Annotated in this window: 23 protein-coding genes; 14 read left to right on the top strand and 9 right to left on the bottom strand. The window is 68.0% G+C overall.

Annotation, left to right across the window (positions count from 1 at the left end; translation table 11 throughout):
- Positions 1-100 precede the first annotated feature (100 nt).
- From ABE424_RS05360 to ABE424_RS05340, 5 genes are all read left to right on the top strand, one after another.
- Positions 101-2,572, top strand: a complete 2,472-nt coding sequence (locus ABE424_RS05360) for a prolyl oligopeptidase family serine peptidase (protein ID WP_346491958.1) — start codon at positions 101-103, stop codon at positions 2,570-2,572.
- Positions 2,573-2,708: 136 nt separating this feature from the next.
- A complete protein-coding gene (locus ABE424_RS05355; RefSeq protein WP_346491959.1) occupies positions 2,709-3,155 on the top strand; it encodes a hypothetical protein in 447 nt (148 codons plus the stop codon).
- 208 nt (positions 3,156-3,363) lie between these two features.
- Entirely contained in the window at positions 3,364-5,547 is a 2,184-nt protein-coding gene (locus tag ABE424_RS05350) for a patatin-like phospholipase family protein (RefSeq protein ID WP_346491960.1), read from the top strand.
- Positions 5,548-5,631: 84 nt separating this feature from the next.
- Entirely contained in the window at positions 5,632-5,955 is a 324-nt protein-coding gene (locus ABE424_RS05345; protein WP_346491961.1) for a hypothetical protein, read from the top strand.
- A 15-nt stretch (positions 5,956-5,970) separates the two neighbouring features.
- Entirely contained in the window at positions 5,971-6,642 is a 672-nt protein-coding gene (locus ABE424_RS05340; RefSeq protein ID WP_346491962.1) for an HAD family hydrolase, read from the top strand.
- A 32-nt stretch (positions 6,643-6,674) separates the two neighbouring features.
- On the opposite strand, the gene ABE424_RS05335 is transcribed toward ABE424_RS05340, so the two are convergent.
- Positions 6,675-7,214 (bottom strand): thioesterase family protein, encoded by a 540-nt coding sequence (locus tag ABE424_RS05335; protein WP_046273341.1) that lies wholly within the window; start codon positions 7,212-7,214, stop codon positions 6,675-6,677.
- 82 nt (positions 7,215-7,296) lie between these two features.
- On the opposite strand from ABE424_RS05335, the gene ABE424_RS05330 reads away from it, so the two are divergent.
- From ABE424_RS05330 to ABE424_RS05320, 3 genes are all read left to right on the top strand, one after another.
- The gene (locus ABE424_RS05330) at positions 7,297-7,872 is read left to right on the top strand and encodes a TetR/AcrR family transcriptional regulator (protein WP_346491963.1); all 576 of its coding nucleotides are present in this window, start codon (positions 7,297-7,299) and stop codon (positions 7,870-7,872) included.
- 133 nt (positions 7,873-8,005) lie between these two features.
- A complete protein-coding gene (locus ABE424_RS05325) occupies positions 8,006-8,692 on the top strand; it encodes an SGNH/GDSL hydrolase family protein (RefSeq protein ID WP_346492027.1) in 687 nt (228 codons plus the stop codon).
- A gap of 2 nt (positions 8,693-8,694) precedes the next feature.
- Positions 8,695-9,078, top strand: a complete 384-nt coding sequence (locus ABE424_RS05320) for a hypothetical protein (RefSeq protein WP_346491964.1) — start codon at positions 8,695-8,697, stop codon at positions 9,076-9,078.
- A gap of 22 nt (positions 9,079-9,100) precedes the next feature.
- On the opposite strand, the gene ABE424_RS05315 is transcribed toward ABE424_RS05320, so the two are convergent.
- From ABE424_RS05315 to hutI, 5 genes are all read right to left on the bottom strand, one after another.
- On the bottom strand, positions 9,101-11,233 hold the full coding sequence (locus ABE424_RS05315) for a TonB-dependent receptor (RefSeq protein ID WP_346491965.1): 2,133 nt from the start codon (positions 11,231-11,233) through the stop codon (positions 9,101-9,103).
- A 280-nt stretch (positions 11,234-11,513) separates the two neighbouring features.
- The gene (gene hutU / locus ABE424_RS05310; protein ID WP_346491966.1) at positions 11,514-13,181 is read right to left on the bottom strand and encodes a urocanate hydratase; all 1,668 of its coding nucleotides are present in this window, start codon (positions 13,179-13,181) and stop codon (positions 11,514-11,516) included.
- Positions 13,178-14,011 carry an N-formylglutamate deformylase gene (gene hutG, locus ABE424_RS05305; protein WP_346489504.1) on the bottom strand — a complete coding sequence of 278 codons (834 nt, stop codon included), beginning with the start codon at positions 14,009-14,011 and terminating at the stop codon, positions 13,178-13,180. The genes hutU and hutG overlap by 4 nt, the downstream gene beginning before the upstream one ends.
- The gene (gene hutH, locus ABE424_RS05300; protein WP_319206910.1) at positions 14,008-15,549 is read right to left on the bottom strand and encodes a histidine ammonia-lyase; all 1,542 of its coding nucleotides are present in this window, start codon (positions 15,547-15,549) and stop codon (positions 14,008-14,010) included. The genes hutG and hutH overlap by 4 nt, the downstream gene beginning before the upstream one ends.
- Before the next feature lie 23 nt (positions 15,550-15,572).
- Entirely contained in the window at positions 15,573-16,772 is a 1,200-nt protein-coding gene (hutI, locus tag ABE424_RS05295) for an imidazolonepropionase (RefSeq protein WP_346491967.1), read from the bottom strand.
- Positions 16,773-16,835: 63 nt separating this feature from the next.
- Here hutI and ABE424_RS05290 point away from each other — a divergent pair, with 63 nt between their 5' ends.
- Positions 16,836-18,212, top strand: a complete 1,377-nt coding sequence (locus ABE424_RS05290) for a formimidoylglutamate deiminase (protein WP_346491968.1) — start codon at positions 16,836-16,838, stop codon at positions 18,210-18,212.
- A gap of 27 nt (positions 18,213-18,239) precedes the next feature.
- Entirely contained in the window at positions 18,240-18,968 is a 729-nt protein-coding gene (gene hutC / locus ABE424_RS05285; RefSeq protein ID WP_319206916.1) for a histidine utilization repressor, read from the top strand.
- Between the two features lie 3 nt (positions 18,969-18,971).
- Here hutC and ABE424_RS05280 read toward each other — a convergent pair whose 3' ends face one another.
- The 3 genes from ABE424_RS05280 to ABE424_RS05270 all read right to left on the bottom strand — a co-directional run bounded on the left by ABE424_RS05280 (position 18,972) and on the right by ABE424_RS05270 (position 21,089).
- Entirely contained in the window at positions 18,972-19,958 is a 987-nt protein-coding gene (locus ABE424_RS05280) for a restriction endonuclease (RefSeq protein ID WP_346491969.1), read from the bottom strand.
- 262 nt (positions 19,959-20,220) lie between these two features.
- Positions 20,221-20,715 carry a phasin family protein gene (locus tag ABE424_RS05275; protein WP_176988510.1) on the bottom strand — a complete coding sequence of 165 codons (495 nt, stop codon included), beginning with the start codon at positions 20,713-20,715 and terminating at the stop codon, positions 20,221-20,223.
- A 98-nt stretch (positions 20,716-20,813) separates the two neighbouring features.
- Positions 20,814-21,089 (bottom strand): polyhydroxyalkanoic acid system family protein, encoded by a 276-nt coding sequence (locus ABE424_RS05270; protein ID WP_176988511.1) that lies wholly within the window; start codon positions 21,087-21,089, stop codon positions 20,814-20,816.
- A 121-nt stretch (positions 21,090-21,210) separates the two neighbouring features.
- On the opposite strand from ABE424_RS05270, the gene ABE424_RS05265 reads away from it, so the two are divergent.
- From ABE424_RS05265 to aroA, 4 genes are all read left to right on the top strand, one after another.
- The gene (locus ABE424_RS05265; RefSeq protein ID WP_346491970.1) at positions 21,211-22,011 is read left to right on the top strand and encodes an FHA domain-containing protein; all 801 of its coding nucleotides are present in this window, start codon (positions 21,211-21,213) and stop codon (positions 22,009-22,011) included.
- A gap of 247 nt (positions 22,012-22,258) precedes the next feature.
- On the top strand, positions 22,259-23,344 hold the full coding sequence (serC, locus tag ABE424_RS05260) for a 3-phosphoserine/phosphohydroxythreonine transaminase (protein WP_176988513.1): 1,086 nt from the start codon (positions 22,259-22,261) through the stop codon (positions 23,342-23,344).
- A gap of 52 nt (positions 23,345-23,396) precedes the next feature.
- Complete coding sequence (gene pheA / locus ABE424_RS05255) at positions 23,397-24,593, top strand: prephenate dehydratase (RefSeq protein ID WP_346491971.1); 1,197 nt, start codon at positions 23,397-23,399, stop codon at positions 24,591-24,593.
- Positions 24,594-24,710: 117 nt separating this feature from the next.
- Positions 24,711-26,024, top strand: coding sequence for a 3-phosphoshikimate 1-carboxyvinyltransferase (gene aroA / locus ABE424_RS05250; protein ID WP_346491972.1), 1,314 nt, complete (start codon positions 24,711-24,713; stop codon positions 26,022-26,024).
- The last annotated feature ends 109 nt before the right edge of the window (positions 26,025-26,133 follow it).

Below are 26,133 nucleotides of genomic sequence, written 5' to 3'. Positions count from 1 at the left end.
GGGCGGTTAGCCCTTCCGGCCCATTCCCATCGGCCCAAGCGGTGCTAGATTCGGGCCATGCCCCTGTGCGGGCACTCGTTGACACTGCAAGGGGATAAGGATGCTGATTCGTCGTACCTCGTTGGCTGCGGCCGTTGCCGTCGCCACCCTCGGCCTGCTGCTTGCCGCACCGGCCTTTGCCGGTTACGCCACGCCGCCGGAACACCTGCTCAAGGTGCTCAAGGCGCCGCCGCCGCCGACGCCCAGCGTCGACCCCACCGGCCAGCGCCTGTTGCTGACGACGGTGCAGACCTATCCGTCGATCACCCGCGTTGCCCAGCCGTACCTGAAGCTGGCCGGCGTGCGCCTGGAGCCGAAGAACCGCAGCCGCCACGACACCCCGGGTGGGTACGGCATTCCACCGTGCGTCGGTGACTTCACCGTGGTGGAGACCCTTAGCGGCCGCTCCACCAAGGTCACCTTGCCCAGCGGTTGCGCCGGCATGGCGCTGTGGTCGGCCGACGGTCAACGCTTCGCGTTCCAGAATGTGGTCGATGACAGCGTGCAGTTGTGGATCGGTGATGCGGTCAGTGGCCAGGTCCGTCAGGTACCCAACGTAGCGCTCAACCCGATCTTCGGCAGCACCGTGCAGTGGCTCGGTGGCAGTCAGCAGCTGCTGGTCAAGCTGGTGCCTGCCAAGCAGGGACCGGCGCCGAGCGCCGAAGGTGCGATCGGCCCGGACATCCAGGAGTCGCTGGGGACGGCGGGCGAAAGCAGTACCTACGAAGCCCGCGATACGCTGACCAGTGCCTACGATGAAGCGCTGTTCGCCTATTACGGCCAGTCGCAGCTGGCGGTGGTGGATACCGCCTCCAACACCGTGCGCACCGTCGGTGCCCCGGCGCTGCTGGACAGCATCGGGGCCGCCCCGGATGGCGTGCATGTGCTGACCAAAACACTCAAGGCACCGTTCTCGCATGCAGTGACCTATCAGCGTTTCGCCAATGACGTGGCGGTGCTGGATATCGCCAGCGGCCGCAGCACGCCAATCGCCAGCCTGCCGCTGGCCGACCGCGTGCCGGTGCATGGCGTGCCGGAGGGTCCGCGTGATTTCGATTGGCGCGCCACCGATCCGGCCACGCTGGTCTACGCCGAGGCGCTGGACAAGGGCGACTGGAAAGTCACGGTTCCGCATCGTGACCGCGTGCTGATGCTCAAGGCGCCGTTCACCGCCAAGCCCACCGAGATCGCCCGCACCGCGCAGCGTTTCGAAGGCTTGGCCTGGACGGCGCAGCCGGACGTTGCCTTCCTGGATGAGAACGACGAGAACCGCCACTGGCGCCAGACGCGCATCGTCAACGTCGACAACCCCAAGCAGGAAGGTCGCCTGCTGTGGGATCTGTCCAGCGATGAGCTCTACGAGGATCCCGGTAATTTCGTCTACCAGCGCCTGCCCAACGGCGCCTACGTGGTGCGTCAGGAAGGCAACACGGTCTTCCTGCGCGGGCAGGGCGCTTCGCCGCAGGGCGATCGTCCCTTCCTGGATGCGCTCAGCCTCCGCAGCCTGAAGACGGAGCGTCTTTTCCGCAGCGATGCCGATGCCTACGAGCAGTTCATCGGCTTCAGCGCCATCCCGGGCCACCTCATCACCTGGCACCAGTCGGTGACCGATGCGCCGAATGCGTTCGTGCGCCTGCTGGGCGAGGATGTCGCCGACGCCAAGCCGGGCGAGGCGCAGTTCATGTCCAAGCCGGCCGCACTGACCCATCTGGTCGACCCCACCCCGGAAGTGCGCCAGATCAAGAAGCGCCTGGTCACCTACACGCGTGCCGACGGCGTGGACCTGTCGTTCACCCTGTACACCCCGCCGGGCTACAAGGAAGGCCAGCGCGTGCCGGCGATCCTGTACGCCTACCCGGCCGATTTTGCCAACGCGGCGCAGGCGGGGCAGGTGTCCGGTTCGCAGCAGACCTTCACCCGCCTGGCACCGTACCGGCTGATGCTGCTGGCCGGTTACGCGATCATCGACAACGCCTCGTTCCCGATCGTGGGCGACCCGAAAACCGCCTACAACACGTATCTGGAACAGCTTGAGGCCGATGCCAAGGCTGCGGTGGACAAAGCGGTGGACCTGGGTGTGGTCGACCGCAACCGGATCGGTGTCACCGGTCACAGCCATGGGGGCCTGATGACCGCCAACCTGATCGCGCATACCGATCTGTTCAAGGCTGGCGTCGCCACCAGTGGTTCCTACAACAAGACGTTCACCCCGTTTGGGTTCCAGAACGAGCGCCGCTCGGTGTGGCAGGCACAGGACGTGTACCTGAAGGCCTCGCCGTTCTTCTACGCCGACAAGATCAAGCTGCCGCTGCTGCTGGTCCACGGCGAGGACGATGCGAACCCGGGCACCGAACCGTTCCAGTCGCGCAAGCTGTTCCAGGCGATCCGCGGCAACGGGGGTACCACGCGCCTGGTGATGCTGCCGCACGAACCGCATTGGTACACCGCGCTGGAATCGAATGAACAGCTGGTATCGGAAATGCTGAACTGGTTCGATACCTATGTGAAGAATGCGCCGCCGGCCAAGCGCTGAGGCGATGCGTCGGTAGCGTCGGCTGTCATTCGGCAGCACCTTGCATTAGACCAACGGCCGCCCGTCATGGGCGGCCGTTCGTGCATCCGCGACCGGCCGCGGCCTTAGACTGCCGGAAAGGCACAGGGATGTAAGCATGGAGATACCACCTTGGGGACCGGCGGTCAGCGGTGTCGTCGGCGGCATCATCGCAACGGGGTTGGTGGCGTATTGGGCGAGGGGATTGCAGACGCACTACCGTGGCTGGTCCCGGGCCGCGCTGCGGCGCCGTCACCGCACCACGATCCGGGTCGCCAACACCCTGTTCTTCGCGGGATTACTGGGGGGCGTGGCCCTGTACCCGCTGGGCGGATTTGCCAGCAATGATCACCGCCCCGCGTTCCTCGGCTTCGGGCTCGCCTCGCTGTTGCCCCTGCTGGCGCTGATCGTCATTCCGCTTCTGACCGGCCGAAACATACGGGAGGCGTTTGTCGCTTTCGCGGTTGGCCAGGGGGCGCCGGTGTGGGCCGCCTATCTGCCGCTGGCTGGCGGCCTCGTCTGTCTGGCCGTGGCGCTCGTGGGCTTTCTTCCCAGCGGCACTTGAGATGCAGGCCCAGGCCCGATGAGTGGACCTCGTCGGGCCCGGCAGGCAAAGTGCGCTTCAAGGGGATGACGGGTAGCGGGGAGCGAGGGATCGAATGCGGCAGACACAGACACAAACCACCGACAGGGCCACGCGGCGTGCTTGCAGCCGCTGGCTGTTTGTCCTGGCGGCGCTGGTGTGCGCCCCACTGTTGGCGGCTGCGCAAACCGTGCCAGCGTCCGTTGATTCCGCACCGCAGGATCCCGACCGCCCCCGCACCTGCCTGGTCCTCGGCGGTGGCGGTGCCCGTGGCGCGGCCCACATCGGTGTGCTCAAAGTGCTGGAGCGCGAGCGCGTACCGATCGACTGCATCGTCGGCACCTCGATGGGCGCGGTGGTCGGCGGCCTGTATGCCTCCGGCTACACCGCCGATGAGATCGAGGCGGTGCTGGACCGGATCGACTGGGCCGAGGTGCTGCGCGACAAACCGCCACGCGATGAGCGCAGCATGCGCCGCAAGGAAGATGACCTGCGTCTGCTGGGCGGCGTCGAAGTCGGCCTGAGCAACGGCAAGATCGCGTTCCCGCAGGGCCTGATCCAGGGCCAGAAGCTGGAGATGCTGCTGCGCCGCCTGTTGCTGCCGACCTGGCAGGTGCGCGATTTCGACCAGCTGCCGATTCCGTTCCGGGCGATCGCTACCGATATCGTCAGCGGCGAGAAAGTCGTGTTCGCGCAGGGCGACCTGGCCTTGGCGATCCGCGCGAGCATGTCGGTGCCGGGCGTGTTCGCGCCGGTCCGCTATGAGGACCATCTGCTGGTCGATGGCGGCGTGGTCGACAACGTACCGATCGACGAAGCGCGCCGGCTGGGCGCGCAGCGGCTGATCGTCTCGCGGGTGGGCTCGCCGCTGATGACCGAGGCGCAACTGGATTCGCCGCTGGCGATCAGCCACCAGATGGCCAGCGTGCTGATGCAGCGCGAAGTACTCGCGCAGCTGGCCACGCTGGGGCCGCAGGATCTGCTGATCACGCCGCCGCTGGGCGACATGGGCAGCCAGGATTTCAACCGCTCGCCGCAGGCGGTCGGCGTCGGTGAGCAGGCTGCGCGGGCCGAGATGGCCTCCGTCCGGCGCTTCCAGGTGGACGACACCCGCTACGCCGCGTTCCAGCGTCAGCATCGCCCGCCGGCCTACGAGACGCCGATCGTGGCCTTCATCGATGTGCTGCACGACAGAACCCGCACTGCGCGCTACATCGAGCAGCGCCTGCAGCCCGAAGTGGGCCAGCCGCTGGAACCGGACCGCGTCGAGCAGAAGGTGGCCACTGCGTACGGCGAAGGCCGCTACCAGCAGGTGCAGTGGCGGCTGGAGGAGCGCGACGGGCAGCAGGGTCTGGTGCTCGCACCGCAGGACAAACGCTGGGGCCCGGATTTCCTGCATTTCGCGCTGCGCCTGTCCGATGATTTCGATGGCAGCAGCAACTACCAGCTCATCACCGAGTTGACCCGCACCGGCCTCAGCGAGCAGGGCGCCGAGCTCAAACTGCGCGTCGGGCTGGGCGAAGTGGAAGAGGCGTTCGCCGAGTACTACCGGCCGTTCGGCAGTAGTGGCCGGCATGCGCTGTCCACCTATGCCAAGTACCGCGCCACTGATCTGGACCTGGCGCTGATGCGCGGGGGCGCACTCGCCGAGTTCCGTTACAGCCAGTGGCTGGGAGGGCTGCGCTGGGCGTATTCGCCACATCCGGATTGGGAAGTCGCGCTGTTCGGCGAGCGCGGGCGTGAGCGCCTGCGCCTGGACGTCGGCAACCCGACCGAGCTGGGCAATTACCGCGCGGACATGGGCAGCGTCGGCTGGCAGCTGCGCCACGATTCGATCGACAGCTCGGCCTTCCCCAGCCGCGGCCAGCGCCTGTCGCTCACGCGGCAGCACTATCTCGACGCACTGGGCACCGACAACTCGGCGGCGGTCACCCGGGTGCAGTGGGATGGCGCGTGGGCGCAGGGCCACAACCGGTGGCTGGGCGGCGTGCGCGCCACCTCGGCGCACGGCGGCGATGATCTGCTGGCCACCTATGGCTTCCTGGGTGGGCTGGGCAATCTGTCCGGCTATCCAGAGGAGGCCATCTTCGCGCCGCAGACCGCGCTGGCACGGGTGGTGTATTACCGCCGCGTCGCGCATGCCGACTCCCTGCTGACGATTCCGCTGTACGTCGGCGGCAGCGTGGAGTGGGGCGGATTCTGGCAGCGCCGCGAGGACGTCAACATCGATGGCATGCAGACGGCGGGCAGCGTGTTCGTCGGTGCGGATACGTTCCTGGGGCCGGTGTTCCTTGGGTATGGGCGCGCGCAGGGGGGGCATGACTCGTTCTATTTGACCTTCGGCTCACTGCTGCGGACGTTGGATGGGTTCTGAGGTGGCACGTGCGATCCGTGCCCGCAGACCTTCCCGCGTTTTATCCTGTGCAGCCCATACCGTGATGTGATGCTGATGAAATCGATGTTCCTGGCGGTGTTGCTGTTGCTGTTCGCCGGCCACGCGCATGCCGCTGATGCACCGTCGCTCCCCGCGGCCTGGACGCAGATCGGCATCACCGTCGGCATGCCCTACGCGCAGGCCAAGGCCGCGCTCATCAAGGCCGGCTGGGTTGCATCCGCGCCCGACAATGACGGCAACCCCGTCTTCGCCGCGCATCCCGAGGTGGATTGCGGGCAGGGCTGGGATGCGATCTGCTCGGCAGGATACGGCCGCGGGAACGAGACCTACGGTCTGGTGCTTGCACCTACCGACGATGGAAAACTGCTGGTGCAGGGCGTTTTCTGAAAGGAGCTGATACGGATGTCAGACCGCACTGTGGTGGTATTCGATTTCGACTTGACGTTGACCCGATGGGAGACGGCAAGCCGGTTCTTCAAAGGTCTGCTGCGACGCCAGCCGTGGCGGCTCGCGGTCGTAGTGCTTGCGCTGCCGGTGCTGGTTCCACTCTGGGTGGTGCCGCAGACGCAGCGGCGGCCGGTGCGCTTTGCAGTCTGGATGGCCACGTTCGGGCGCAGCCGACAGGCACTTGCTGCCCTCGCGGTCGCGCATGCCGATGCGGTGTTCGGCGGACCGGAGCCGGTGTTCCTGGCGCAGGGCGTGGAACGACTGCGCCAACATCTGGCCTACGGCGACGAGGTCGTCATCGCCACCGGCTGCTGGGAGCCGCTCGCACGCGCGCTGCTTGAGCGCGAAGGTCTGCAGCACGTGCCGCTGGTCGCTTCGACATTGCGGCCGTTCCTGGGCGGGTGGATCAGCGAGCGCCATTGTCTTGGCGAGAACAAGATTCCGATGCTGACCGAATGTGGCTATCCGCCGCCGTGGCGCATCGCCTATACCGATCACCGCACCGACCTGCCGCTGCTGCGCAACAGCGAGCAGTGGTATCTGGTCAGCCCGGGTGAGAAGTGCCTGCGCCTGATCGAACAGACGATGATGACCAAGGCACGGATCGTTCCCTGGCGCAACGCCTGAGCGCTGCCGTCATCGCGTGATGGGAGCGGGCCTCAGTCCTCTTTCATCGCCAGTTCCGCGGCAAGCAGCGCCTGCGCCGCCTTGCTCAGCTCAGGCGAGGGCACCACCGGCGCACCGATGGCCTCCATCATCTGATCGGTGGAGACGAACCGGCGATGCCGGCGGTCGTAGATGCCGGTGATCAGCAGGGCACGCGTGGCGACCTTTTCCTCGTCACCGATCAGCACCCGCTGCTCCATGATGATGCGCGTGCCGACCCAGCCGGCCAGCCGTGTTTCCAACACGAAGCGCTGGAACGGCTTGAGCTCGCGCCGGAACTGGATGCTGCCGCCACTGACGATCGGGGCCCACTTCGAGCGCCATGCCACCCGGCCCAGGCCCATGCGGAACACGAGATCGAGCCGGCCCAGGTCGAAGATCGTCCAATAGCGGCCGTTGGTCATGTGCAGGTTGCTGTCGATGTCGTTGGGCAGCACCCGGAAGTTCAAGCGCGACACCGCGAACGGCGCGCTCAGCTTCGGGCGGAACGGCGAGGACAGCAGCAGGAACAGCAGGCGGAACCAGAGATTCATGGGCAGGGGCGCTCATCTATAACAAGTGTCATAATGGAAATACGCTAATCTATGACACTCGTCTTAGCAAGGAGTCCGGCTCATGAGTGCACGTCATTCCGATGCGCCGCAGCGCGTCGTGGCGGCGGCCGCGGAAATGCTGGCCACCTACGGACTCAATGCCTCCAGCGTCCGCGAGGTCGCCAAGCGCGCGCAGGCGCCGTTCGGCTCCACCTACCACCACTTTCCCGGCGGCAAGCAGCAGGTCCTGGCCGAAGCCACGACATTGGCGGGCACCAAGGTGGATGCGCTGCTCGATGCCTGCCTGCAGGGCGCGGCCCCCGACGGGCTGTCCCTGTTCCTGGCGGCGTGGCGAGAGCGCCTGATCCGCTCGGCGTTCCATGTCGGCTGCCCGGTGCTTGCGGCGGCGGTCGAAGAGCCGATCGACGATGCACCCGATGATGCACGGCGGGCAGCGGCCGAGGTATTCGCGCGCTGGGAAGCCCGTCTGACCGAAGCGTTGGGTCGCGGTGGCCGCTCGCCCGAGCAGGCCAACGGCATGGCCACCATGATCATCGCCAGCATCGAGGGCGCGGTGGCGATGAGCCGGGCCACGCGCGACATCGGCCCCTTTGATCGCGTCGCAGCGCAGCTTGTTTCCCTGGTCGCTGATCGCTGAGACTGTCGGCCTGCCGCCACCGGAGTGCCGCGCCTTGACCGCCTTGATCCGTTCTACCGTGTTTGCCGCGACGCTCGCCGCGTGCGCCCTGCATCCGAGTGCGCACGCGCAGGAATCAGCTGCGACCAATCCGCTGTATCGGGTGCCCGCCGGCCAGGCGACGCCCGCGCAGATCACGGAGATGCAGCAGCGCCTGCTGGACTGGCCGCAGCTGCAGCGCTACCGCGGCGAGAACGCCACATTGGCGCCCGTCGCGCCGGGGACGAAGCGCGTGGTGTTCTACGGTGACTCAATCACCGAAGGTTGGGGACCGACCGGCAGCGCGCGTTTCTTCCCGGGCAAGCCCTACGTCAACCGGGGTATTTCCGGGCAGACCACGGCACAGATGCTGCTGCGCTTCCAGCAGGATGTCATCGCACTGAAGCCGGCGCTGGTCGTGATCCTTGCCGGCACCAACGATATCGCCGGCAATACCGGGCCGACAACGCAGGCGATGATCGAAGACAACCTGCATGCGATGGTGGAACTGGCGCAGGCGCACAACATCCGCATCGTGTTGGCCTCGGTGCTGCCGGTCAGCGATTACCCGTGGCAACCCGGCGTGCAGCCCGCGGGCAAAGTGACGGCGCTCAATCGGGCGTTGCGTGCTTACGCGGAGGAGCAGGGTCTGGTCTATCTGGATTACCACACGGCCATGACCAACAAAGACGGCGGCCTCGACCCGGACCTGGCTGCCGATGGCGTGCATCCCACGCCGGCCGGCTACGCGAAGATGGTGCCGTTGGCTGAAGCGGCGATTGCCCGGGCACAGGGGCGCTGAGGATGAACAACCCTTATTCGGTCACCGCGCGGGCCCCGCTTCCCGTCGCTTCCCGGGGATACGGCCTGCTGGCGGTCGGCCTGTTGAGCAGTGGCCTGACCGCGATCGTGGTGACCGCCACCGGGCGCTTCGTGGTTCCGCAGTTCCAGGAGATATTCAGTAGCTTCGGCGTGGGGCTGCCGTGGATCACCCGTGTCCTGATCCACGGGTATGGCTGGATCTGGATCGGCCCCGCGCTCGTCCTGCTGCAATGGTTTCGCGGCCCGGGCGGTCGCTATCGCTGGCACCTGGCCGCCGCGCTTGGCATGCTGTCGATGCTGGGCGGTACGCTGCTGACCTTGTTCGGGTTGTACCTGCCGACGTTCCAGCTTGGTGGGGTGGTGTGAGGCGCCGCACGGCCCGAGGCGCTCAGTCAAAGCGCCAGCGCACCCCGGCATACACACCGCGGCCGTCACCCGGCGTCGACCGCGCGACATCCTTGCCCGCATCGTCGTAGCCCGGGGTCACCGTGGCGGCGTAGTGGCGGTCGGTCAGGTTGCGCAGTTCCGCCCAGACCTGCCAGCGGCCACCGGGGGCGTCGTAGCCGATGCGGGTGCCGAAGATCACGTGGCTGTCGGCGGCCATGCTGTTGGCATAGTCGACGAACACTTTCGACGCGTACTCGGTGTTCAGCCCGGCGTAGAAGCCGGCCGGGTGGTCGTAGCGCAGCTCGGCCTGGTAGTAGTGGCGCGGCAGGCCGGGCAGGCGGTTGCTACCGAAGCGTGCATCATTGCGGTAGCGGAAGTCGCTGAAGGTGTAGGCCTGGCGCAATGACAGCCGCCCGCTGACGCCCTGCCACAGCGCACTGTCCAGGCCGGCTTCGATGCCACGGTGTACGGTCGGGCTGGCGTTGGATTCGGCGATGAACAGGTTCGGCACCGGCTGCACTTCCACGGTGAGCAGTTCGTGGTTGAGGCGCGCGTAGTAGCCGGTCAGCTCCCAGCGGCCGAGTGCGCTGTCGCCGCGCGCGCCGAGTTCCAGCGTGGTTGCGGTCTGGTTGTCCAGATTCACCGGCGCGCGTTGGCGGCCGGTGGAGGCGCCATTGCCGGCGGCGAAGTACTGGTTCGATCCCCAGATCATCGACCACGGATGCGCCGGTTCCACCGAGCGGCTGAGGTTGCCGAACCATTGCGTCTGCGGCGTCTGCTGCCAGGTGAAGCCCAGCCGCGGCGCGTAGTCCCACTGGCGCTCGGACAGTTTCTCCGGCGTCGCCGGCCAGGTGACCTGCACATCGCGGCGGGTGTGGATCAACGCCAGCCCGGTCTGCAGGCGCAGCGTGTCGCTCAGCGCCAGATCATTGCCGACGTGCAGCACGCTGTCGGTGCCGTAATGCTCAAAGTCGCGTGTGTGCGTGCCGGCCGCGTACCCGTTGCTGGCGAAGCGCAGGGTCTCGCGCACGTTGGCATCCAGATCGTGGGTGACGCGCAGGCCGATCGTGGTCACGCTGTCATGCCCGAACAGCGCGTGCCGGCGGCGGTAGTCGAGCGTGCCGTTGAGGTTGGCGTAGTCCAGTTGCTGGCGGTACAGGCTCTCGTTCAAGTCCATCGGGTACGTGTGATAGACGAGGCCGGCCTGCAGCGACGAATCGTCATCGATGGTGTAGGTCGTGGTGTTGCCGATCCAGGTGCTGCCCGGCTGCGGGCGGCGCGCGTCGATCGCCAGGTTGGCTGGATTCGCCGCGCGTGGATCGTTGCGAATCTGCGCGCGGGTCAGGCGCCCCGGGGTTTCGTGATCGGTTTCGCGGTAGCGCAGCAAGAAGCGCGTTTCGAGATCCGGGGTGAGCTGCCAGCCGAGGTTGGCCACCGCACCTTTGCCCTTGCCGGCCGCGTGCTGCTGATAGCCGTCGTACTCGGTATCGGTGTAGGCCAGGAAATAGTCGACAGCGTCGTGCACGCCGCCGATGCTGATCCCGCGCTTCTGGTAACCGCGTGCGCCGGCTTCGTAGTGCAGCTCCAGCCCGGGTGTATCGCGCCCGCTGCGGGTGATGTAGTTGATCGCACCGCCCAGCGCCAGGGCACCGCGCTCGAACCCGTTGGCACCGCGCAGGACCTCGACGCGGCTCAGCCACAGCGGCTCCAGCAGTTCGTACGGCGTGCCACCCGGGCCGGTCAGCGGCAGGCCATCCAGCGAGACCGACAGGCCGGAGGCATGCGCACCCGGCGCGCGGTTGAGGCCCGAGCCGCGGACGGAGACCTTGACGCCTTCATTGCCGGCGCTCTGCGCGCTGATGCCGGGCTGGTAGGCCAGCACATCGGCGGTACCGGCGACGCGGCCTTGGCCGACCTGGGTCATATCGACGACGTTGCCTGCGCCGGGCACCCGGTCGAGTGCGCGGCGCGCAGCCTCGGTGGCATCGGCGGCGGTGACGTTGACCGCGTCCAGGGTGACGGCCTGGCCAGCAGGGGCGGCGCGGGCGGTGTCGGTGGCGGCAAGGCTGGCCAGCAGGGCGGCGGCGAGCAGGGACAGGGCAGGGGCGGTGGAGCGATTCGGGAGGACAGTCATTCGTGCGCGCTATCAGTGTCGACAGGGCGCGTGTTGGCGCGACACCCTGTCAACTTCATGTGGGGCGCGCAAGTTAACAGGGTGTGGGGGTGTTCGTCACCCTTGTGGGGCGTATGGGTGACGAACGCCGACGGCGGGATGTCCGTAGTGCCGGCCGCTGGCCGGCACGCCAGGATCTACGCGATCCCGTGGCGTGAGACCCATCATTGCGTGGTTGCCGGCCAGCGGCCGGCACCACCTTGAGGTGTGGGCCGCGGCCGTGAGCCGGGGCCCTCCCGGATCAGCCCAGAATCCCAGGCAGATCCAGCCCCTTCTCCTTCGCACAGTCCACCGCGATCTCATACCCCGCATCGGCATGCCGCATCACCCCCGTGGCCGGGTCGTTCCACAGCACGCGCGCGATGCGCTTGGCCGCGGCCTCGGTGCCATCGCAGACGATGACCATGCCGGCATGCTGCGAGAAGCCCATGCCGACGCCGCCGCCATGATGCAGCGACACCCAGGTGGCACCGCTGGCGGTGTTGAGCAGGGCGTTGAGCAGCGGCCAGTCGGAGACGGCATCGGAGCCGTCCTGCATGGCCTCGGTTTCGCGGTTGGGCGAGGCGACGCTGCCCGAATCCAGATGGTCGCGGCCGATCACCACCGGCGCCTTCAGTTCGCCATTGGCGACCATCTCGTTGAAGGCCAGGCCGAGTCGATCGCGATCGCCCAGGCCGACCCAGCAGATGCGCGCGGGCAGGCCCTGGAACTTGATCTTCTCGGCGGCCATGTCGAGCCAGCGATGCAGGTGCGGGTTGTCCGGGATCAGTTCCTTGACCTTGGCATCGGTCTTGGCGATGTCCTCCGGATCGCCGCTGAGTGCGGCCCAGCGGAACGGGCCGATGCCGCGGCAGAACAGCGGGCGGATGTAGGCGGGCACGAAGCCGGGGAAGTCAAATGCATCTTCCACGCCTTCTTCCAGCGCCATCTGGCGCAGGTTGTTGCCGTAGTCCACCGTCGGTACGCCGAGCGAGTGGAAGCCGAGCATGGCGCGGATGTGGTTGGCCATCGACGCGCGCGCGGCGGCTTCCACTTCCTTCGGTGCGGAGACGCGCTTGGCGTCCCATTCTTCCACCGTCCAGCCCTGCGGCAGATAACCGTTGACCGGGTCGTGCGCGGAGGTCTGGTCGGTCAGCAGGTCCGGCTTCACGCCGCGGATCAGCAACTCGTCGAGCACGTCGGCAACGTTGCCGAGCAGGCCGACCGAGAGCGGCTTTTTCGCAGTGCAGGATTCCTCGATCAGGCGCAGCGCTTCGTCGAGGTCATCGGTCCAGGTGTCGAGATACCCGGTGCGCAGGCGCATCTCGATGCTGCTCTTGCGGCATTCCACCGCGAGGCAGGAAGCCCCGGCCATCACCGCGGCCAGTGGCTGCGCGCCGCCCATGCCGCCCAGGCCACCGGTGAACAGCCATTTGCCGGCCAGGCTGCCGTTGTAGTGCTGGCGGCCCATTTCCACGAAGGTCTCGTAAGTGCCCTGCACGATGCCCTGCGCGCCGATGTAGATCCAGCTGCCCGCGGTCATCTGGCCGTACATCGCCAGGCCCTTCTTGTCGAGCTCGTTGAAGTGGTCCCAGTTGGCCCAGCGCGGCACCAGATTGGAGTTGGCGATCAGCACGCGCGGGGCATCGACGTGGGTGCGGAACACGCCGACCGGCTTGCCGGACTGCACCAGCAGGGTCTGGTCATCCTCGAGCCGCTGCAGGGTCTCGATGATCTTGTCGTAGCTCTCCCAGTCGCGCGCGGCGCGGCCGATGCCGCCGTAGACCACCAGCTCCTGCGGGCGCTCGGCCACGTCCGGGTGCAGGTTGTTCATCAGCATGCGCAGCGGGGCTTCGGTCAGCCAGCTCTTGCAGGTCAGCGTGGTGCCGGTCGGGGCGAGGATGGTGCGGGTGGAATCGAGACGGGTCATGCAGCACTCCGGGACGTAGCGAAGTCGAGACAGGCATCGAGCACCTGCTGCAGCGTGGCGCGCAGCGGGGCGGCGTGATCGGGATCCAATGGCGTGGGCCAGCTGTGCTCATCCACGGCCTCGGGCTCGTGCATGTAGCCGCGGCAGGCCAGCTCCATCTGCAGCGTGTGCACGCCGCCCGGGATGTCGCTGTAATGGCGGGTGATGTAGCCGCCCTTGAAGCGGCCGTTGCGCACATGGCTCATGCCGCTCATCGCGCACAGGTTGTCGACGACGTCGGTCAACGCGTTGTCGCAGGTGGTATCGCCGTTGGTGCCGAGGTTGAACTGCGGCAGCTGGCCATCGAACAGGTGCGGGATGTGCGAGCGGATCGAGTGCGCGTCGTACACCACCACGGTGCCGTGCTCGGCGCGCAAACGCGCGATCTCCGCGGCGAGCGCATCGTGGTACGGCACGAACCAGGTGTCGCGGCGGCGCGCGATCTCGGCCTCGTCCGGACCGTGGCCATCGCGGTACAGCGGCTGGTTGTCGAAGGTGGTCAGCGGGCACAGGCCGGTGGTGTTCTGGCCCGGATACAGCGAGGTGCCGCTGGGGTCGCGATTGACGTCGATGACCGAGCGCGACACCGCCGTGCGCACCGTGGTGGCGCCCATCTGCTGCGCGAAGGCATACAGCTCGTGCACCCACCAGTCGGCGTCGCGGCGGGCCAGCCACGGCGACAGGAACTGCGAGGCCAGTGCATCCGGAAGTTCGGTGCCGGTATGCGGGAAGCTGACGATCAACGGCACGTCGCCGCGGTGGATCTGCAGCCAGTCCGGGTGCGCGGTCATGACAGCGGCTCCAGGGGCGGCAGGATGTCGCCGAGGCCTTCAGCGAGCACGCCGCTGCGCACCAGGTGGGTGGCGGCGACCATGTCCGGATGGAAATAGCGGTCGTCCTCCAGCGTCGGCACCTGCGCGCGCAGGCGCTGGCGGACTGCTTCCAGCGCGTTGCTGGAGCGCAGCGGGGCGTGGAAATCGCAGCCCTGCGCGGCGGCGAGCAGCTCGATGCCGATCACGTTGGCGGCGTTCTCGGCCATCGCCATCAGGCGGCGCGCACCGTGTGCGGCCATCGAGACGTGGTCTTCCTGGTTGGCCGAGGTCGGGATCGAGTCGACGCTGGCCGGATAGGCGCGCTGCTTGTTTTCCGAGACCAGCGCAGCGGCGGTGACCTGCGGAATCATGAAGCCGGAGTTGAGGCCGGGCTTCGGGGTGAGGAACGCCGGCAGGCCGGACAGTGCCGGGTCGACCAGCATCGCGGTACGGCGCTCGCTGATCGAGCCGATCTCGCACACGGCCATCGCCAGCATGTCCGCCGCGAAGGCGACCGGCTCGGCGTGGAAGTTGCCGCCGCTCAGCGCCTCGTTGGTATCGGTGAACACCAGCGGATTGTCGGAGACGCCGTTGGCTTCGATCGCCAGCGTGGTGGCCGCCTGGCGCATCACGTCGAACGCGGCGCCCATCACCTGCGGCTGGCAGCGCAGGCAATACGGATCCTGCACGCGCACGTCGTTGTCGCGGTGCGATTCGCGGATCGCCGAGCCCTGCATCAGGGTGCGCAGCGCGGCGGCGGTGGCGATCTGCCCGCGCTGGCCACGGATGCTGTGGATGCGCGGGTCGAACGGCGTGTCCGAGCCCTTGGCCGCTTCCACCGAGAGCGCGCCGGTGACCAGCGCCGCACGGAACACGGTGTCGATCGCGAACAGGCCGGCCAGTGCGTAGGCGGTGGAGTACTGGGTGCCGTTGAGCAGCGCCAGGCCTTCCTTCGCGCCGAGCACCAGCGGGGCCAGGCCGACCTTGGCCAACGCCTCGGCAGCCGGCAGGCGCTCGCCATCGACGAAGGCTTCGCCGACACCGATCATCACGCTCGCCAGGTGCGAGAGCGGGGCCAGGTCGCCCGAAGCGCCGACCGAGCCCTGGCACGGAATGACCGGAATGAAGTCGTGCTGCAGGAACGCTTCCAGCAGGGCCAGCGTCTGCGGGCGGATACCCGAGGCGCCCTGGGCCAGGCTGGCCAGCTTCAGCGCCATCATCAGGCGCACCACGGGGGCCGGCATCGGCTCGCCGACGCCGGCCGCATGCGAGAGCACGATATTGCGCTGCAGGGTTTCCAGATCCTCGCGCTCGATGCGCACGCTGGCCAGCTTGCCGAAGCCGGTGTTGATGCCATACACCGGCGCGCCCTTGGCGACGATGTCGGCCACCGTCTGCGCACTGCGCAGCACGGCCGCGGCCGAGGCCGGGTCCAGCCGCACCCGCGCGCCATCGTGGATGGCGCGCCATTGCGCCAGGGTCACGGCGCCGGGGTGCAGGGTCAGGGTAGTGCTCATGGAATCTCCAGACATCACAGGGTTCATGCGGGTTGGCCGCGCATCACGCGGGCGTGCAGGGGGTTGAAGCCCATGCGGTAGACAAGGTCGGCGGGGGCCTCGATGTCCCACAGGACGAGGTTGCAGTCCAGGCCGACCGCCAGCCGGCCGATCCGGTCCTGCCGGCCCAGTGCACGCGCCGCTTCGCGGGTGAACCCGGCGATGCATTCGTCCACGGTCATGCGGAACAGGGTGGCGGCCATGTTCATCGCCAGCAGCGGGCTGGTCAGCGGCGACGTGCCCGGGTTGGAATCGGTGGCCAGTGCCAGTGCCACCCCGGCCGCGCGCAGTGCGGGGATCGGGGGCAGGGTGGTGTCGCGGGTGAAGTAGAACGCGCCCGGCAGCAGCACCGCCACGGTGCCGGCGCTGCGCATCGCGGCGATGCCGTCGGCGTCGAGGTGTTCGATATGGTCGGCCGACAGGGCACCGTGGCGCGCCGCCAGGGCAGCACCGTGCTGGTTGCTGAGCTGCTCGGCGTGGATCTTGATCGCCAGTCCGTGCTGCTGCGCGGCGACGAAGACCTGCTCGGCCTGCGCGGCGCTGAAGGCGATGTTCTCGCAGAACACGTCCACCGCTTCGGCCAGTCCGGCGGCCGCAACGGCCGGAATCATGACGTTGCAGACCTCGTCGATGTACTCCTGCGCCTCGCGGCCCGGCGGAATCGCGTGCGCGCCGAGGAAGGTCGGCACGATCTCGACCGCGCGCCGGCGGCCCAGCTCGCGCGCGACCTGCAGCTGCTTGGTCTCATCGGCCAGGGTCAGCCCGTAACCGGATTTGATCTCGAGTGTGGTGATGCCTTCGGCCAGCATGGCGTCGAGCCGGGGCAGGCTGGCGGCGAGCAGGTCGGCCTCGCTGGCGGCGCGGGTGGCGCGCACGGTGGAGACGATGCCGCCGCCGGCGCGGGCGATGTCGGCATAGCTCACCCCTTGCAGGCGCTGCTCGAACTCGCCGGCACGGTTGCCGGCATAGACCAGATGGGTGTGGCAGTCGATCAGGCCGGGGCTGATCCAGCGCCCGGCGCAGTCGATGCGCTGGGCCGGCTGCAGATGATCGGCCGAGCCGGCCGCCCCGACATGCACGATGCGACCATCGGTGGCGGCGATGACGCCCTCCTCGATCACGCCCAGGCCCGGGCCGTCGACGGTGATCAGGTTGGCGTGGTACCAGAGGGTGTCACAGTGCATGGCAGCAACCACATCGGTGTATATGTCTATACAATATAGGCGCCTCTTCCGGGATGTCCAGTGATGCCAGCCAACCCCGCACCGATCCTTCATTTTCACGCTGCCCGCGCGCTGCTGCCACACGGCTGGGCGCGCGATGTACGCATCCTCAGCCAGGGCGGCGCGCTCATCGAGGTGACCGAAGGTGCGTCGGCCGAGCCGGGCGATACCGCGCTGGCGATCGCGCTGCCGGGCCTGGGCAACCTGCACAGCCACGCCTTCCAGCGCGGCATGGCCGGGCTGACCGAGATCGGCGGCAACAGCGGCGACAGCTTCTGGAGCTGGCGCGAGCTGATGTACCGCTTCCTGGCGCATCTGCAGCCCGAAGCCATGCAGGCGATCGCCGAGCAGGCCTATGTGGAAATGCTGGAATCCGGCTTCACCCGGGTCGGTGAGTTCCATTACCTGCACCACGGGCCGGATGGAGTGCCGTATGCCAACCGCGCCGAGATGGCCGAACGCATCGCCGCCGCTGCCCACTCAAGCGGCATCGGCCTGACCTTGTTGCCGGTGTTCTACGCGCATGCCGATTTCGGTGGCGCTGCGCCGAACCCGGCCCAGCGCCGTTTGATCCACGACGTCGACGGTTTTGCTGAACTGCTGCAGGGCTGCACGCGCGCGCTGCAGGGCCAGGACGATGCGGTGCTCGGTTTCGCCCCGCACAGCCTGCGCGCGGTGACCGGCGAGGAGCTGTCGGCGCTGCTGCCGCTCAACCAGGGGCCCGTCCACATCCACATCGCCGAACAGACCCGCGAGGTCGATGCCTGCGTGGCCTGGAGCGGCATGCGCCCGGTGCAGTGGCTGTACGAGCACGCCCCGGTGGATGCGCGCTGGTGCCTGGTCCATGCCACCCACATCACCGACGCGGAGATGCAGCAGATCGTGGCCAGCCGTGCGGTGGCCGGTCTGTGCCCGATCACCGAGGCGAACCTGGGCGACGGGCTGTTCCCGATGCAGGCCTTCGCGCGTGCCGGTGGCCGGTTCGGCGTGGGCTCGGACTCCAACGTGCTGATCGACGCGGCCGAAGAACTGCGCCTGCTCGAGTACGGCCAGCGCCTGCAGCTGCAAGGCCGCAACGTGCTGGCCCCGGGCGATGGTCAGTCCACCGGCCGCTGGCTGTACGAGCAGTCGTTGAACGGTGCTGCGCAGGCCCTGGGCGTGAGCACCGGGCTGCAGGCCGGCGCGCCGGCCGACCTGGTCGAACTCGATCCGGACCACCCGGCGCTGATCGCCCGCGACGGCGATGCCTTGCTTGACAGCTGGGTGTTCGCCGCACGTAATGGCGCCGTGCGATCGGTGTGGCGCCAAGGGCGCCAGTTGGTCCGTGACGGTCGCCACCCGCAACGCGAGACGGTGGCCGCACGGTTCGCCGCGGCACTTCGACCGTTGTTGGGGGTCTGATCCGACCCTCCCATGCAGGAATCCAGAGTGACGGGCAAGAAAGCAGCAACCCTCAATCAGCGCATCCGTGCTGATCTGGAAAGCCGCATCCTCAGTGGACAGTGGGAGCCTGGCTTCCGCATCCCCTACGAGCACGAGCTGATGGAGCAGTACGGCTGCTCGCGGATGACCGTGAACAAGGTGCTGACCGCGCTGGCTGAGAGCGGCATGATCGAGCGCCGCCGCCGTGCGGGCTCGTTCGTCGCGCGCCAGCCGCCCCACCTGGAACAGGTCGCGCTGGAAATCCCCGACATCGCGATGGCGGTGGAAGCGCGTGGCCATGTCTACGGGTACCAGCTGCTCGAGCGTGCCTACCGGCGCCCGCGTGAGCAGGTGGCCGAGGAAACCACATTGGCCGGCGGCGAGAAGCTGCTGGCGATCCGCTGCCTGCATCTGGCCGATGGCCGGCCGCTGGCGCTGGAGCACCGCCTGATCAGCCCGGTCGGCGTGCCGGAGGTGCTGGCGGTGGACTTCGAGACGACGGCGCCGGGCAGCTGGCTGCTGCAGAACGTCTCGTGGACGCGCGCCCAGCACCGGATCAGCGCCTGGGGCGCCGATGACGCGGCAGCGACGCTGCTGCAGGTCAAACCCGGCACGGCGTGCCTGGTCATCGACCGCCTCACCTGGCGCGGCGAGCAGCCGATCACCTGCGTGCGGCAGATGTTCCTGGGCGATGCCTACGATCTGGTCGCCCGGTTCTCGCCGGGCGCGCGCTGAGCCTTACAGCGTCGTGCACTGCCGCCAGCGGACCGGCTCATCCACGCCGGGGCGCGGGTTGAGCTGGATGCGCACGGTGCGCAGCGCCGGATAGCGGACCACTTCCTCGCAGATCAGCGGCCAGATCGTGTCGATCTCGCCGGTGCGGTTGATCGCCAGCGTCTGCCGGGTCAGCCAGATGCCGCTGGCCACGCCGGGGCGGGTCGCGACTTTACGTGACAGTTCCTGCTGATAGCGGTCCAGCGTGGCGTCGTCCGGGTTGGCGTCCATTGCTGGCGCGGCGTTATCGGCGGCGCGGTCTTCAGTGGCCCCAGGCGCTGGCGGGGCTGTCGTCGCCGCCGCGGTGGGCTGGGCGACGCCCGGTGCGGGGGCTGTGGCTGCCCACTCCTTTTCCAGCCCGGCGGTCAGCGAGCCCAGCCCGACCAGCAGGCCCAGCGTCACCGCCCCCAGCGCTGCGATCGAGATACGGCGGATGGCCTCGCCGCGGGCACCGGCCTCGACCCGGGCTTCCATGTCGCCCGGCAGGTAAGGCTTCAGCAGCGGCCACAGCAACGGGCCGTCGAGCACCTCGACCCCCTGCTTTTCAGCGGCGATGCGCCCGTCGCGTTCTACCTTGCCCTCGGTGATCAGGATCCCGCCACGGGCACCGGCCAGGCGCGCGGCGGCGCCCAGCTCGTTCACCGCCGCCGTGCCGATCCGGTAGGCGCGGCCGTGCTTGCACGACAGCAGCCAGCGTTGCGGGCCATCGTGCATCAGGAAATCGCTGCGCGGTTCGCGGCTGTCGGCGGCCTCGTCGGGCACGTCCTGCAGGCCCCGCTGCTCGTGCATCGCACGCCGCACGATCAGGGAAAACTCGCGCCAGTGCATGCCGGCCAGGGCATTCAGGCCGAGCTGGGTCTCCTTGCGCTTCCGTTTGATCAGCCAGAAGTAGGCCGTGGCCACGAACCAGACGATGAGGGCCAACAGCAGGGCCAGGATCCAGGAGAGCATGCAGGGGGATATGAACAGGGAAGTGCGACAGACAGTTTATATGCGCCTTTGGACGTCTGCGGCGCGTCGTTTCCGCGGCGTTTCGCATCCGGCGATCACGTCAGTGACGGCCGTCTCACTTTACGCCGACCCGCCCACCGGCCGCCCACAAAAAACCCGCCAATCCAGAGCCGTGAGGGGAGGGAACAAACGGCGGTGGAAGCGATTGGCGGGTCGGTTTCGATTGTCAACAAAGTTCTGCTGCTTTGCAACAATCCAGGGATCAGGCGTCGGAGGTGGGCGACTGGTGGGTGCCCGGGGACGGTGCGCCGGACGGCGAGGCATTGCGGGCCTCGGCCCGGTTGACCCGGGTGTTCAGCGCATCGATGCGGGCATTGAGCGCGGCGACATCCTCGGCGGTCGGGATGTGCAGGCGTTTGAGCACGCCCTGGACCCGGTCATCGAAGGCCTTCTCGACCTTGTCCCAGGTGCCGCTGGCCTTCTCGCGGGCCTCGCCGAGGTGCTCCTCGACATTGTCGCGCCAGCGCGGCGCATCGCCGGTCTGCTCGCGGTTGCGGGCCTCGATGTTCTCGCCTTCCTTGACCAGGTTGTCGAAGACGCGGCTGCCTTCGGCCTGCGCACGCCCGAAGGCGCCCAGGCCCGCCAGCCAGATCTGCTGGGCCGAATCGGTCAGCTTGCGCGAGAAGCGCTCCGCCTGATCCTGCAGCGAGGGCTTCTCGCCGGGGATGCGATCGTCGAAGTCGTTGGGTGAATTCATGGGGCGATCCCTTGGGTGGACACCCCTGGATCGTATGCATCGCCGGCTTCAAGCGATGTGATGGCCGGCGCCTGTGCGACGCCGGGCCGGGCGTCGGTTCAGCCGAGCTTTTCCTTGAGCACGCGCTGGATCTCGCTCTCCACCATGCCCTTCATCGCCGACAGCAGGAAGCCGAGCTTGGCGGTGACCTGCACCTGGCCGGGCTGCAGGGCGATCTCGCCGTCCACGCCGGAGCCGCTGAAGTTCAGCACGTCGCCGACCCAGTTCGATTGCAGGCCGAAACGCTCGGACAATTTAGCGGCGACGTCTTCGATGGCCTGGCGCGCATTTTCAGCGGGCAGGGAATGGGGATGACGGATATCAATGCTGGACATGCGGACTCCTGGCGGACAACAGCGCGGATTTGGGCGTGCATTGTGCGCATCCTCAGGCACAACTCCAAGGTCTGCGTCACACTTCTTCTTCCCTGACATTCAACCTGCTAGGCTGCGCCGCGTGCAGAACCTGCTAGTTCACTTCACTCAACGCCAACACCCCGATCAGCCGCTGCGGCCCGGGGTGCAGCGCATCGTGCGTCATGCTTCGGGCACCGTCCGGCTTGGCGATGACACCCCCGGCACCCTGCTGCTGGCCCAGTTCTGCCTGGACGACCGTGGCCTGTGGCTGCAGGTGGCCAACGGCATCCGTGGCATCCACGTCAACGGCCGCCCCGTGCGCCGGATGGCGCTGCTGCGCGCCGGCGACGCCGTCTACGCCGATGGCGTGGAGATGGTGGTGCAGGGCGATTGCGAGGCGCTGGTCCATGCGCCGCCGCGCAGCGACGATGGCGGCGACGACCAGCGCCTGCTGCGCGGGGTCGGCGGCCAGCACCACGGGCGCAGTTTCACCCTCGACCGCCCGCGCGTGATCGGGCGCGGGCCCGAGGCGGACATCGTCATCGACGACCCGGCCTTCGCCGAGCAGCACGCGCGCCTGGAACAGCACGGCGAGCGCCTGCTGCTGCGCGACCTGGGCGCAGGCGAGTCCACGCGGGTCAACGGCGTCACGGTTCGCCATTGCTGGCTGCAGCCCGGCGACCAGCTGGTCTTCGATGCCCAGCACCGCTTCGTGCTCGAAGTGCCGCACGACGGCCGCAAGCGCATCGTGATCGAGGAAGAGGACGATGGCTTCGAAGCACGCCAGCGCCCGGAACCGGTCGCTGCGCCCAAGCGCGTGAGTCGCTGGCCGTGGCTGCTGGCCAGTGCACTGCTGCTGGCGGCCGCGATCAGTGGTCTGCTCTGGTTCGGGGCGCGGTAAACGTCATCGCATCCGCGCTGACGCCCCGTGATTTGCTACGCAAACCACGGGCCCCCGCGTGACATTGCTTCCAGACCCCGCCGCGGCGCCCCCTGACTCAGGGGGCTCGCCTCCAGACATATGGCGGTGGCTCTGGCAGACAGCCGGGCCCTGGATAGATTCGTTTGCAACCAAATTCGCCTTGTCCTGCAAGGCCTAAAGGCTGGTGCGCTGCGGCATACTAGGGGTCTTGCCCCATAGGTGTGACATGACGCGCGCGTTCAATTTCAGTGCCGGCCCTGCAACCCTGCCGGAATCGGTCCTGCGCCAGGCGCAGGAAGAGATGTTGGAGTGGAACGGCGCGGGCGCCTCCATTGTCGAAATGAGCCATCGCGGCCCGGAGTTCATGGCCGTCGCCGCCCAGGCCGAGGCCGATCTGCGCCGCCTGATCGGCATCCCGGACGACTACGCGGTGCTGTTCCTGGCCGGTGGCGCGACCACCCAGCAGGCCCTGCTCGCGCTCAACTTCGCCCAGCCCGGCCAGACCGTGGATTACGTGCTCACCGGGCACTGGGGCAAGACCGCGATCAAGCAGGTCAGCCCCTATGTCACGGTTAATGTCGCCGCGAGCAGCGAGGCCAACGGCTTCCACGACATCCCGGCGCGCGCCGGCTGGCAGCTCTCCGATGACGCGGCCTACGTGCACATCACCGCCAACGAAACCATCCACGGGGTCGAGTTCCGTGATACCCCGGACGTGGGTGACGTGCCGCTGTTCGCCGATTTCAGCTCCTCGATCGCCAGCGAGCCGCTGGATGTCAGCAGATACGGCCTGATCTACGCCGGCGCGCAGAAGAACCTCGGCCCGGTCGGCGTGTCGGTGGTGATCGTGCGCCGCGACCTGCTCGAGCGCACTGGCCAGCCGCGTGCGGACATCTTCGATTACCGCTCGCACGTTGCCCGCGACTCCATGCTCAACACGCCGCCGACCTGGAACTGGTACCTGGCCGGGCTGGTGTTCCAGTGGATGCTGGCCGAAGGTGGCGTGGAAGAATTCGCCCGCCGCAACGCGGTCAAGTCGGGCCTGATCTACGAGGCGATCGACCAGTCCGGCGGCTTCTACCGCAATGAAGTCGTCCCGGCCGCACGCTCGCGCATGAACATCCCGTTCTTCCTGCCCGACGAGGCGCTCAACGCGCGTTTCGTCAGTGAATCCAAAGCCGCCGGCCTGCTGGCGCTGAAGGGTCACAAGGCGGTCGGCGGCATCCGTGCTTCGCTGTACAACGCCATGCCGGTGGAGGGCGCGCAGGCGCTGGCCGCCTTCATGCGCGATTTCCAGCAGCGCAACGGCTGACGCATTCGTTTTCCCCGGGGCGCTCGCCGCCCCACTGCACCGGAACCCCCAGATGGCCACCAAACCCGCCAAGCCCAAGGCCGCCACGCCGGCGCCGACCCCGCCCAAGGCTGCTGCCCCCGCGAAGAAGGCCAAGGCCACCAAGCGCGATGCTGCGCCGGCCGTTGCCGCGCCCGTGCTGTCGGACGTGCGCGCCAAGATCGACCATATCGACCGCAGCATCCAGGCGCTGATCGCCGAACGCGCCAACTTCGCCCACCAGGTCGGCAAGGCCAAGGGCAAGCTCGCCGCGGCCGTGGATTACTACCGCCCCGAGCGCGAAGCGCAGGTGCTGCGCATGGTGGTGGACCGCAACGAAGGCCCGCTCAGCGATGAAGTACTGGTCCACGTCTACCGGGAAATCATGTCCGCCTGCCTGGCCCAGCAGGAACCGCTGAAGATCGGTTACCTCGGTCCGGAAGGTACTTTCAGCCAGCAGGCGGTGCTCAAGCATTTCGGCCGCTCCGCGCTGGGCCTGCCGTTGGCCAGCATCGAAGAGGTCTTCCAGGAAGTGGAAGCGGGCAACGCCGATTTCGGCGTGGTGCCGGTGGAAAACTCGGGGCAGGGCACGATCCAGATCACGCTGGACATGTTCCTGACCTCCAACCTGAAGATCTGCGGTGAAGTGGAGCTGCGCGTGCAGCAGTATCTGATGTCGCGCAGTGGCCGGCTGGAGGATGTCGAGCGCGTGTACGGTCACCCGCAGTCGTTCATGCAGACCTCTTCGTGGCTTCGCGCCAATCTGCCGAAGGCCGAGAAGATTCCGGTCTCCAGCAACGCCGAGGGCGCACGCCGCGCCCGCAACGCCGAAGATGCCGCCGCCATCGGTGGCGAGAGCGCCGGGCATGTGTACGGCCTGAAGAAGGTAGTGACCAAGCCGATCCAGAACGACGCGGACAACACCACGCGCTTCCTGGTCATCGGCCGCAACATCTTCCCGACCTCCGGCCACGACCGCACCTCGGTGCTGGTGTTCATCCACGACAAGCCCGGTGCGCTGTTCGATGTGCTCAGTCCGTTCGCGCGGCATGGCATCAGCATGAACCGGATCGAGTCGCGTCCGTCGCACAACGCCAAGTGGGAATATGGCTTCTTCATCGATCTGGCTGGCCATGTCGAGGACGAGGCGATGCAGGCGGCCCTGGCCGAACTGAAAGCCCACTCGGCACAGATCAAGATTCTCGGCTCCTATCCGGTCGCCGTGCCCTGATCCGAATGGCGCAGCCGCTTCGCGCGCTGCGCCCGGTCCGGCGCCCCTCCGGGCGCTGCGGCCCCTCCCGCACTCCGTTGCATCGCCGCCGCGGCGGCCCGCCCCACAGGATTTCCGATGACCGCTTCTCCGTACTGGATCGCCCACAAGGGCCAGCCCCTGCAGGGCAGCCTGACCATTCCCGGCGACAAGTCCGTCTCGCACCGCTCGGTGATGTTCGCCGCGCTGGCCGATGGCGTCTCGCGCATTGACGGTTTCCTGGAAGGCGAAGACACCCGCGCCACGGCGGCGATCTTCGCGCAGATGGGCGTGCGCATCGACACCCCGTCGCCCTCGCAGCGCGTCGTGCATGGCGTCGGCGTGGATGGACTGAAGGCGCCGAGCGCCCCGCTGGACTGCGGCAACGCCGGCACCGGCATGCGTCTGCTGGCGGGCCTGCTGGCTGCACAGTCCTTCGATTCGGTGATGGTCGGCGATGAGTCGCTGTCGCGCCGTCCGATGCGCCGCGTGACCGGACCGCTGGCCGAGATGGGCGCGAAGATCGACACCGAGGCCGACGGCACGCCGCCGCTGCGGGTGCACGGTGGCCAAGCGCTGCGCGGTATTGCATTCGCCTCCCCGGTGGCGAGCGCGCAGGTCAAATCCGCGGTGCTGCTGGCCGGTCTCTATGCCGACGGCGAAACCTCGGTCACTGAGCCGCACCCGACCCGCGATTACAGCGAGCGCATGCTGCGCGCGTTCGGCGTGGACATCGAGTTCTCGCCGGGCAAGGCCCGCCTGCGTGGCGGCCAGCGCCTGCGCCCGACCGATATCGTGGTGCCGGCCGATTTCTCCTCGGCGGCGTTCTTCCTGGTGGCCGCGAGCGTGATTCCAGGCTCCGCGCTGCGCCTGCGTGCGGTGGGCCTCAACCCGCGCCGCACCGGCCTGCTGGCCGCGCTGCGGCTGATGGGGGCCGATATCACCGAAGAGAACCATGCCGAGCAGGGTGGGGAAGCGGTGGCTGATCTGGTGGTGCGGCATGCGCCGCTGCACGGCGCCGAGATTCCCGAAGCGCTGGTGCCGGACATGATCGACGAGTTCCCGGCGTTGTTCGTGGCTGCTGCAGCCGCGCAGGGCAACACCGTGGTGCGCGGTGCGGCCGAACTGCGGGTCAAGGAGTCGGATCGTCTTGCCGCGATGGCGACCGGCCTGCGCACGCTGGGCGTGCAGGTGGACGAAACCGAGGACGGCGCGACCATCCACGGTGGCGGGGTGCTGGGCAGCGGCACCATCGAAAGCCACGGCGACCACCGCATCGCGATGGCCTTCGCGATTGCCGGCCAGCTCTGCAGCGGCGAAGTGCGGGTCAATGACATCGCCAACGTGGCGACGTCCTTCCCGGATTTCGATGGCCTGGCGACCGGTGCGGGTTTTGGGCTTCGCGCCGGCTGAGGTAGCGCCGGGTTCTGCCGGGCTGCTGCGTCCAGATGTCGGGTATGCGTGGTTGCCGGGCAGCGCCCGGCACTACCTTGACCTCGCGGACGCGGTGCTTCGCAGAACA

The sequence above is a fragment of the Stenotrophomonas sp. TWI1149 genome, assembly GCF_039673155.1.
Taxonomy (GTDB): domain Bacteria; phylum Pseudomonadota; class Gammaproteobacteria; order Xanthomonadales; family Xanthomonadaceae; genus Stenotrophomonas; species Stenotrophomonas maltophilia_AA.
The sequence above is the reverse complement of the archived record's forward strand: the minus strand, read 5'-3'. Positions and strand labels throughout refer to the sequence as shown.

What these genes read in the sequence shown, in the direction of transcription:
- hutI (WP_346491967.1), bottom strand. Translation starts at nt 16,772, where the DNA reads ATGCACTGTGACACCCTCTGGTACCACGCCAACCTGATCACCGTCGAC.
- ABE424_RS05345 (WP_346491961.1), top strand. Translation starts at nt 5,632, where the DNA reads ATGTTCCTGGCGGTGTTGCTGTTGCTGTTCGCCGGCCACGCGCATGCC.
- hutH (WP_319206910.1), bottom strand. Translation starts at nt 15,549, where the DNA reads ATGAGCACTACCCTGACCCTGCACCCCGGCGCCGTGACCCTGGCGCAA.
- hutG (WP_346489504.1), bottom strand. Translation starts at nt 14,011, where the DNA reads ATGACCGCGCACCCGGACTGGCTGCAGATCCACCGCGGCGACGTGCCG.
- ABE424_RS05360 (WP_346491958.1), top strand. Translation starts at nt 101, where the DNA reads ATGCTGATTCGTCGTACCTCGTTGGCTGCGGCCGTTGCCGTCGCCACC.
- ABE424_RS05275 (WP_176988510.1), bottom strand. Translation starts at nt 20,715, where the DNA reads ATGAATTCACCCAACGACTTCGACGATCGCATCCCCGGCGAGAAGCCC.
- ABE424_RS05270 (WP_176988511.1), bottom strand. Translation starts at nt 21,089, where the DNA reads ATGTCCAGCATTGATATCCGTCATCCCCATTCCCTGCCCGCTGAAAAT.
- ABE424_RS05330 (WP_346491963.1), top strand. Translation starts at nt 7,297, where the DNA reads ATGAGTGCACGTCATTCCGATGCGCCGCAGCGCGTCGTGGCGGCGGCC.
- hutU (WP_346491966.1), bottom strand. Translation starts at nt 13,181, where the DNA reads ATGACCCGTCTCGATTCCACCCGCACCATCCTCGCCCCGACCGGCACC.
- ABE424_RS05290 (WP_346491968.1), top strand. Translation starts at nt 16,836, where the DNA reads ATGCCAGCCAACCCCGCACCGATCCTTCATTTTCACGCTGCCCGCGCG.
- ABE424_RS05315 (WP_346491965.1), bottom strand. Translation starts at nt 11,233, where the DNA reads ATGACTGTCCTCCCGAATCGCTCCACCGCCCCTGCCCTGTCCCTGCTC.
- ABE424_RS05320 (WP_346491964.1), top strand. Translation starts at nt 8,695, where the DNA reads ATGAACAACCCTTATTCGGTCACCGCGCGGGCCCCGCTTCCCGTCGCT.
- ABE424_RS05340 (WP_346491962.1), top strand. Translation starts at nt 5,971, where the DNA reads ATGTCAGACCGCACTGTGGTGGTATTCGATTTCGACTTGACGTTGACC.
- aroA (WP_346491972.1), top strand. Translation starts at nt 24,711, where the DNA reads ATGACCGCTTCTCCGTACTGGATCGCCCACAAGGGCCAGCCCCTGCAG.
- pheA (WP_346491971.1), top strand. Translation starts at nt 23,397, where the DNA reads ATGGCCACCAAACCCGCCAAGCCCAAGGCCGCCACGCCGGCGCCGACC.
- ABE424_RS05280 (WP_346491969.1), bottom strand. Translation starts at nt 19,958, where the DNA reads ATGCTCTCCTGGATCCTGGCCCTGCTGTTGGCCCTCATCGTCTGGTTC.
- ABE424_RS05355 (WP_346491959.1), top strand. Translation starts at nt 2,709, where the DNA reads ATGGAGATACCACCTTGGGGACCGGCGGTCAGCGGTGTCGTCGGCGGC.
- ABE424_RS05335 (WP_046273341.1), bottom strand. Translation starts at nt 7,214, where the DNA reads ATGAATCTCTGGTTCCGCCTGCTGTTCCTGCTGCTGTCCTCGCCGTTC.
- serC (WP_176988513.1), top strand. Translation starts at nt 22,259, where the DNA reads ATGACGCGCGCGTTCAATTTCAGTGCCGGCCCTGCAACCCTGCCGGAA.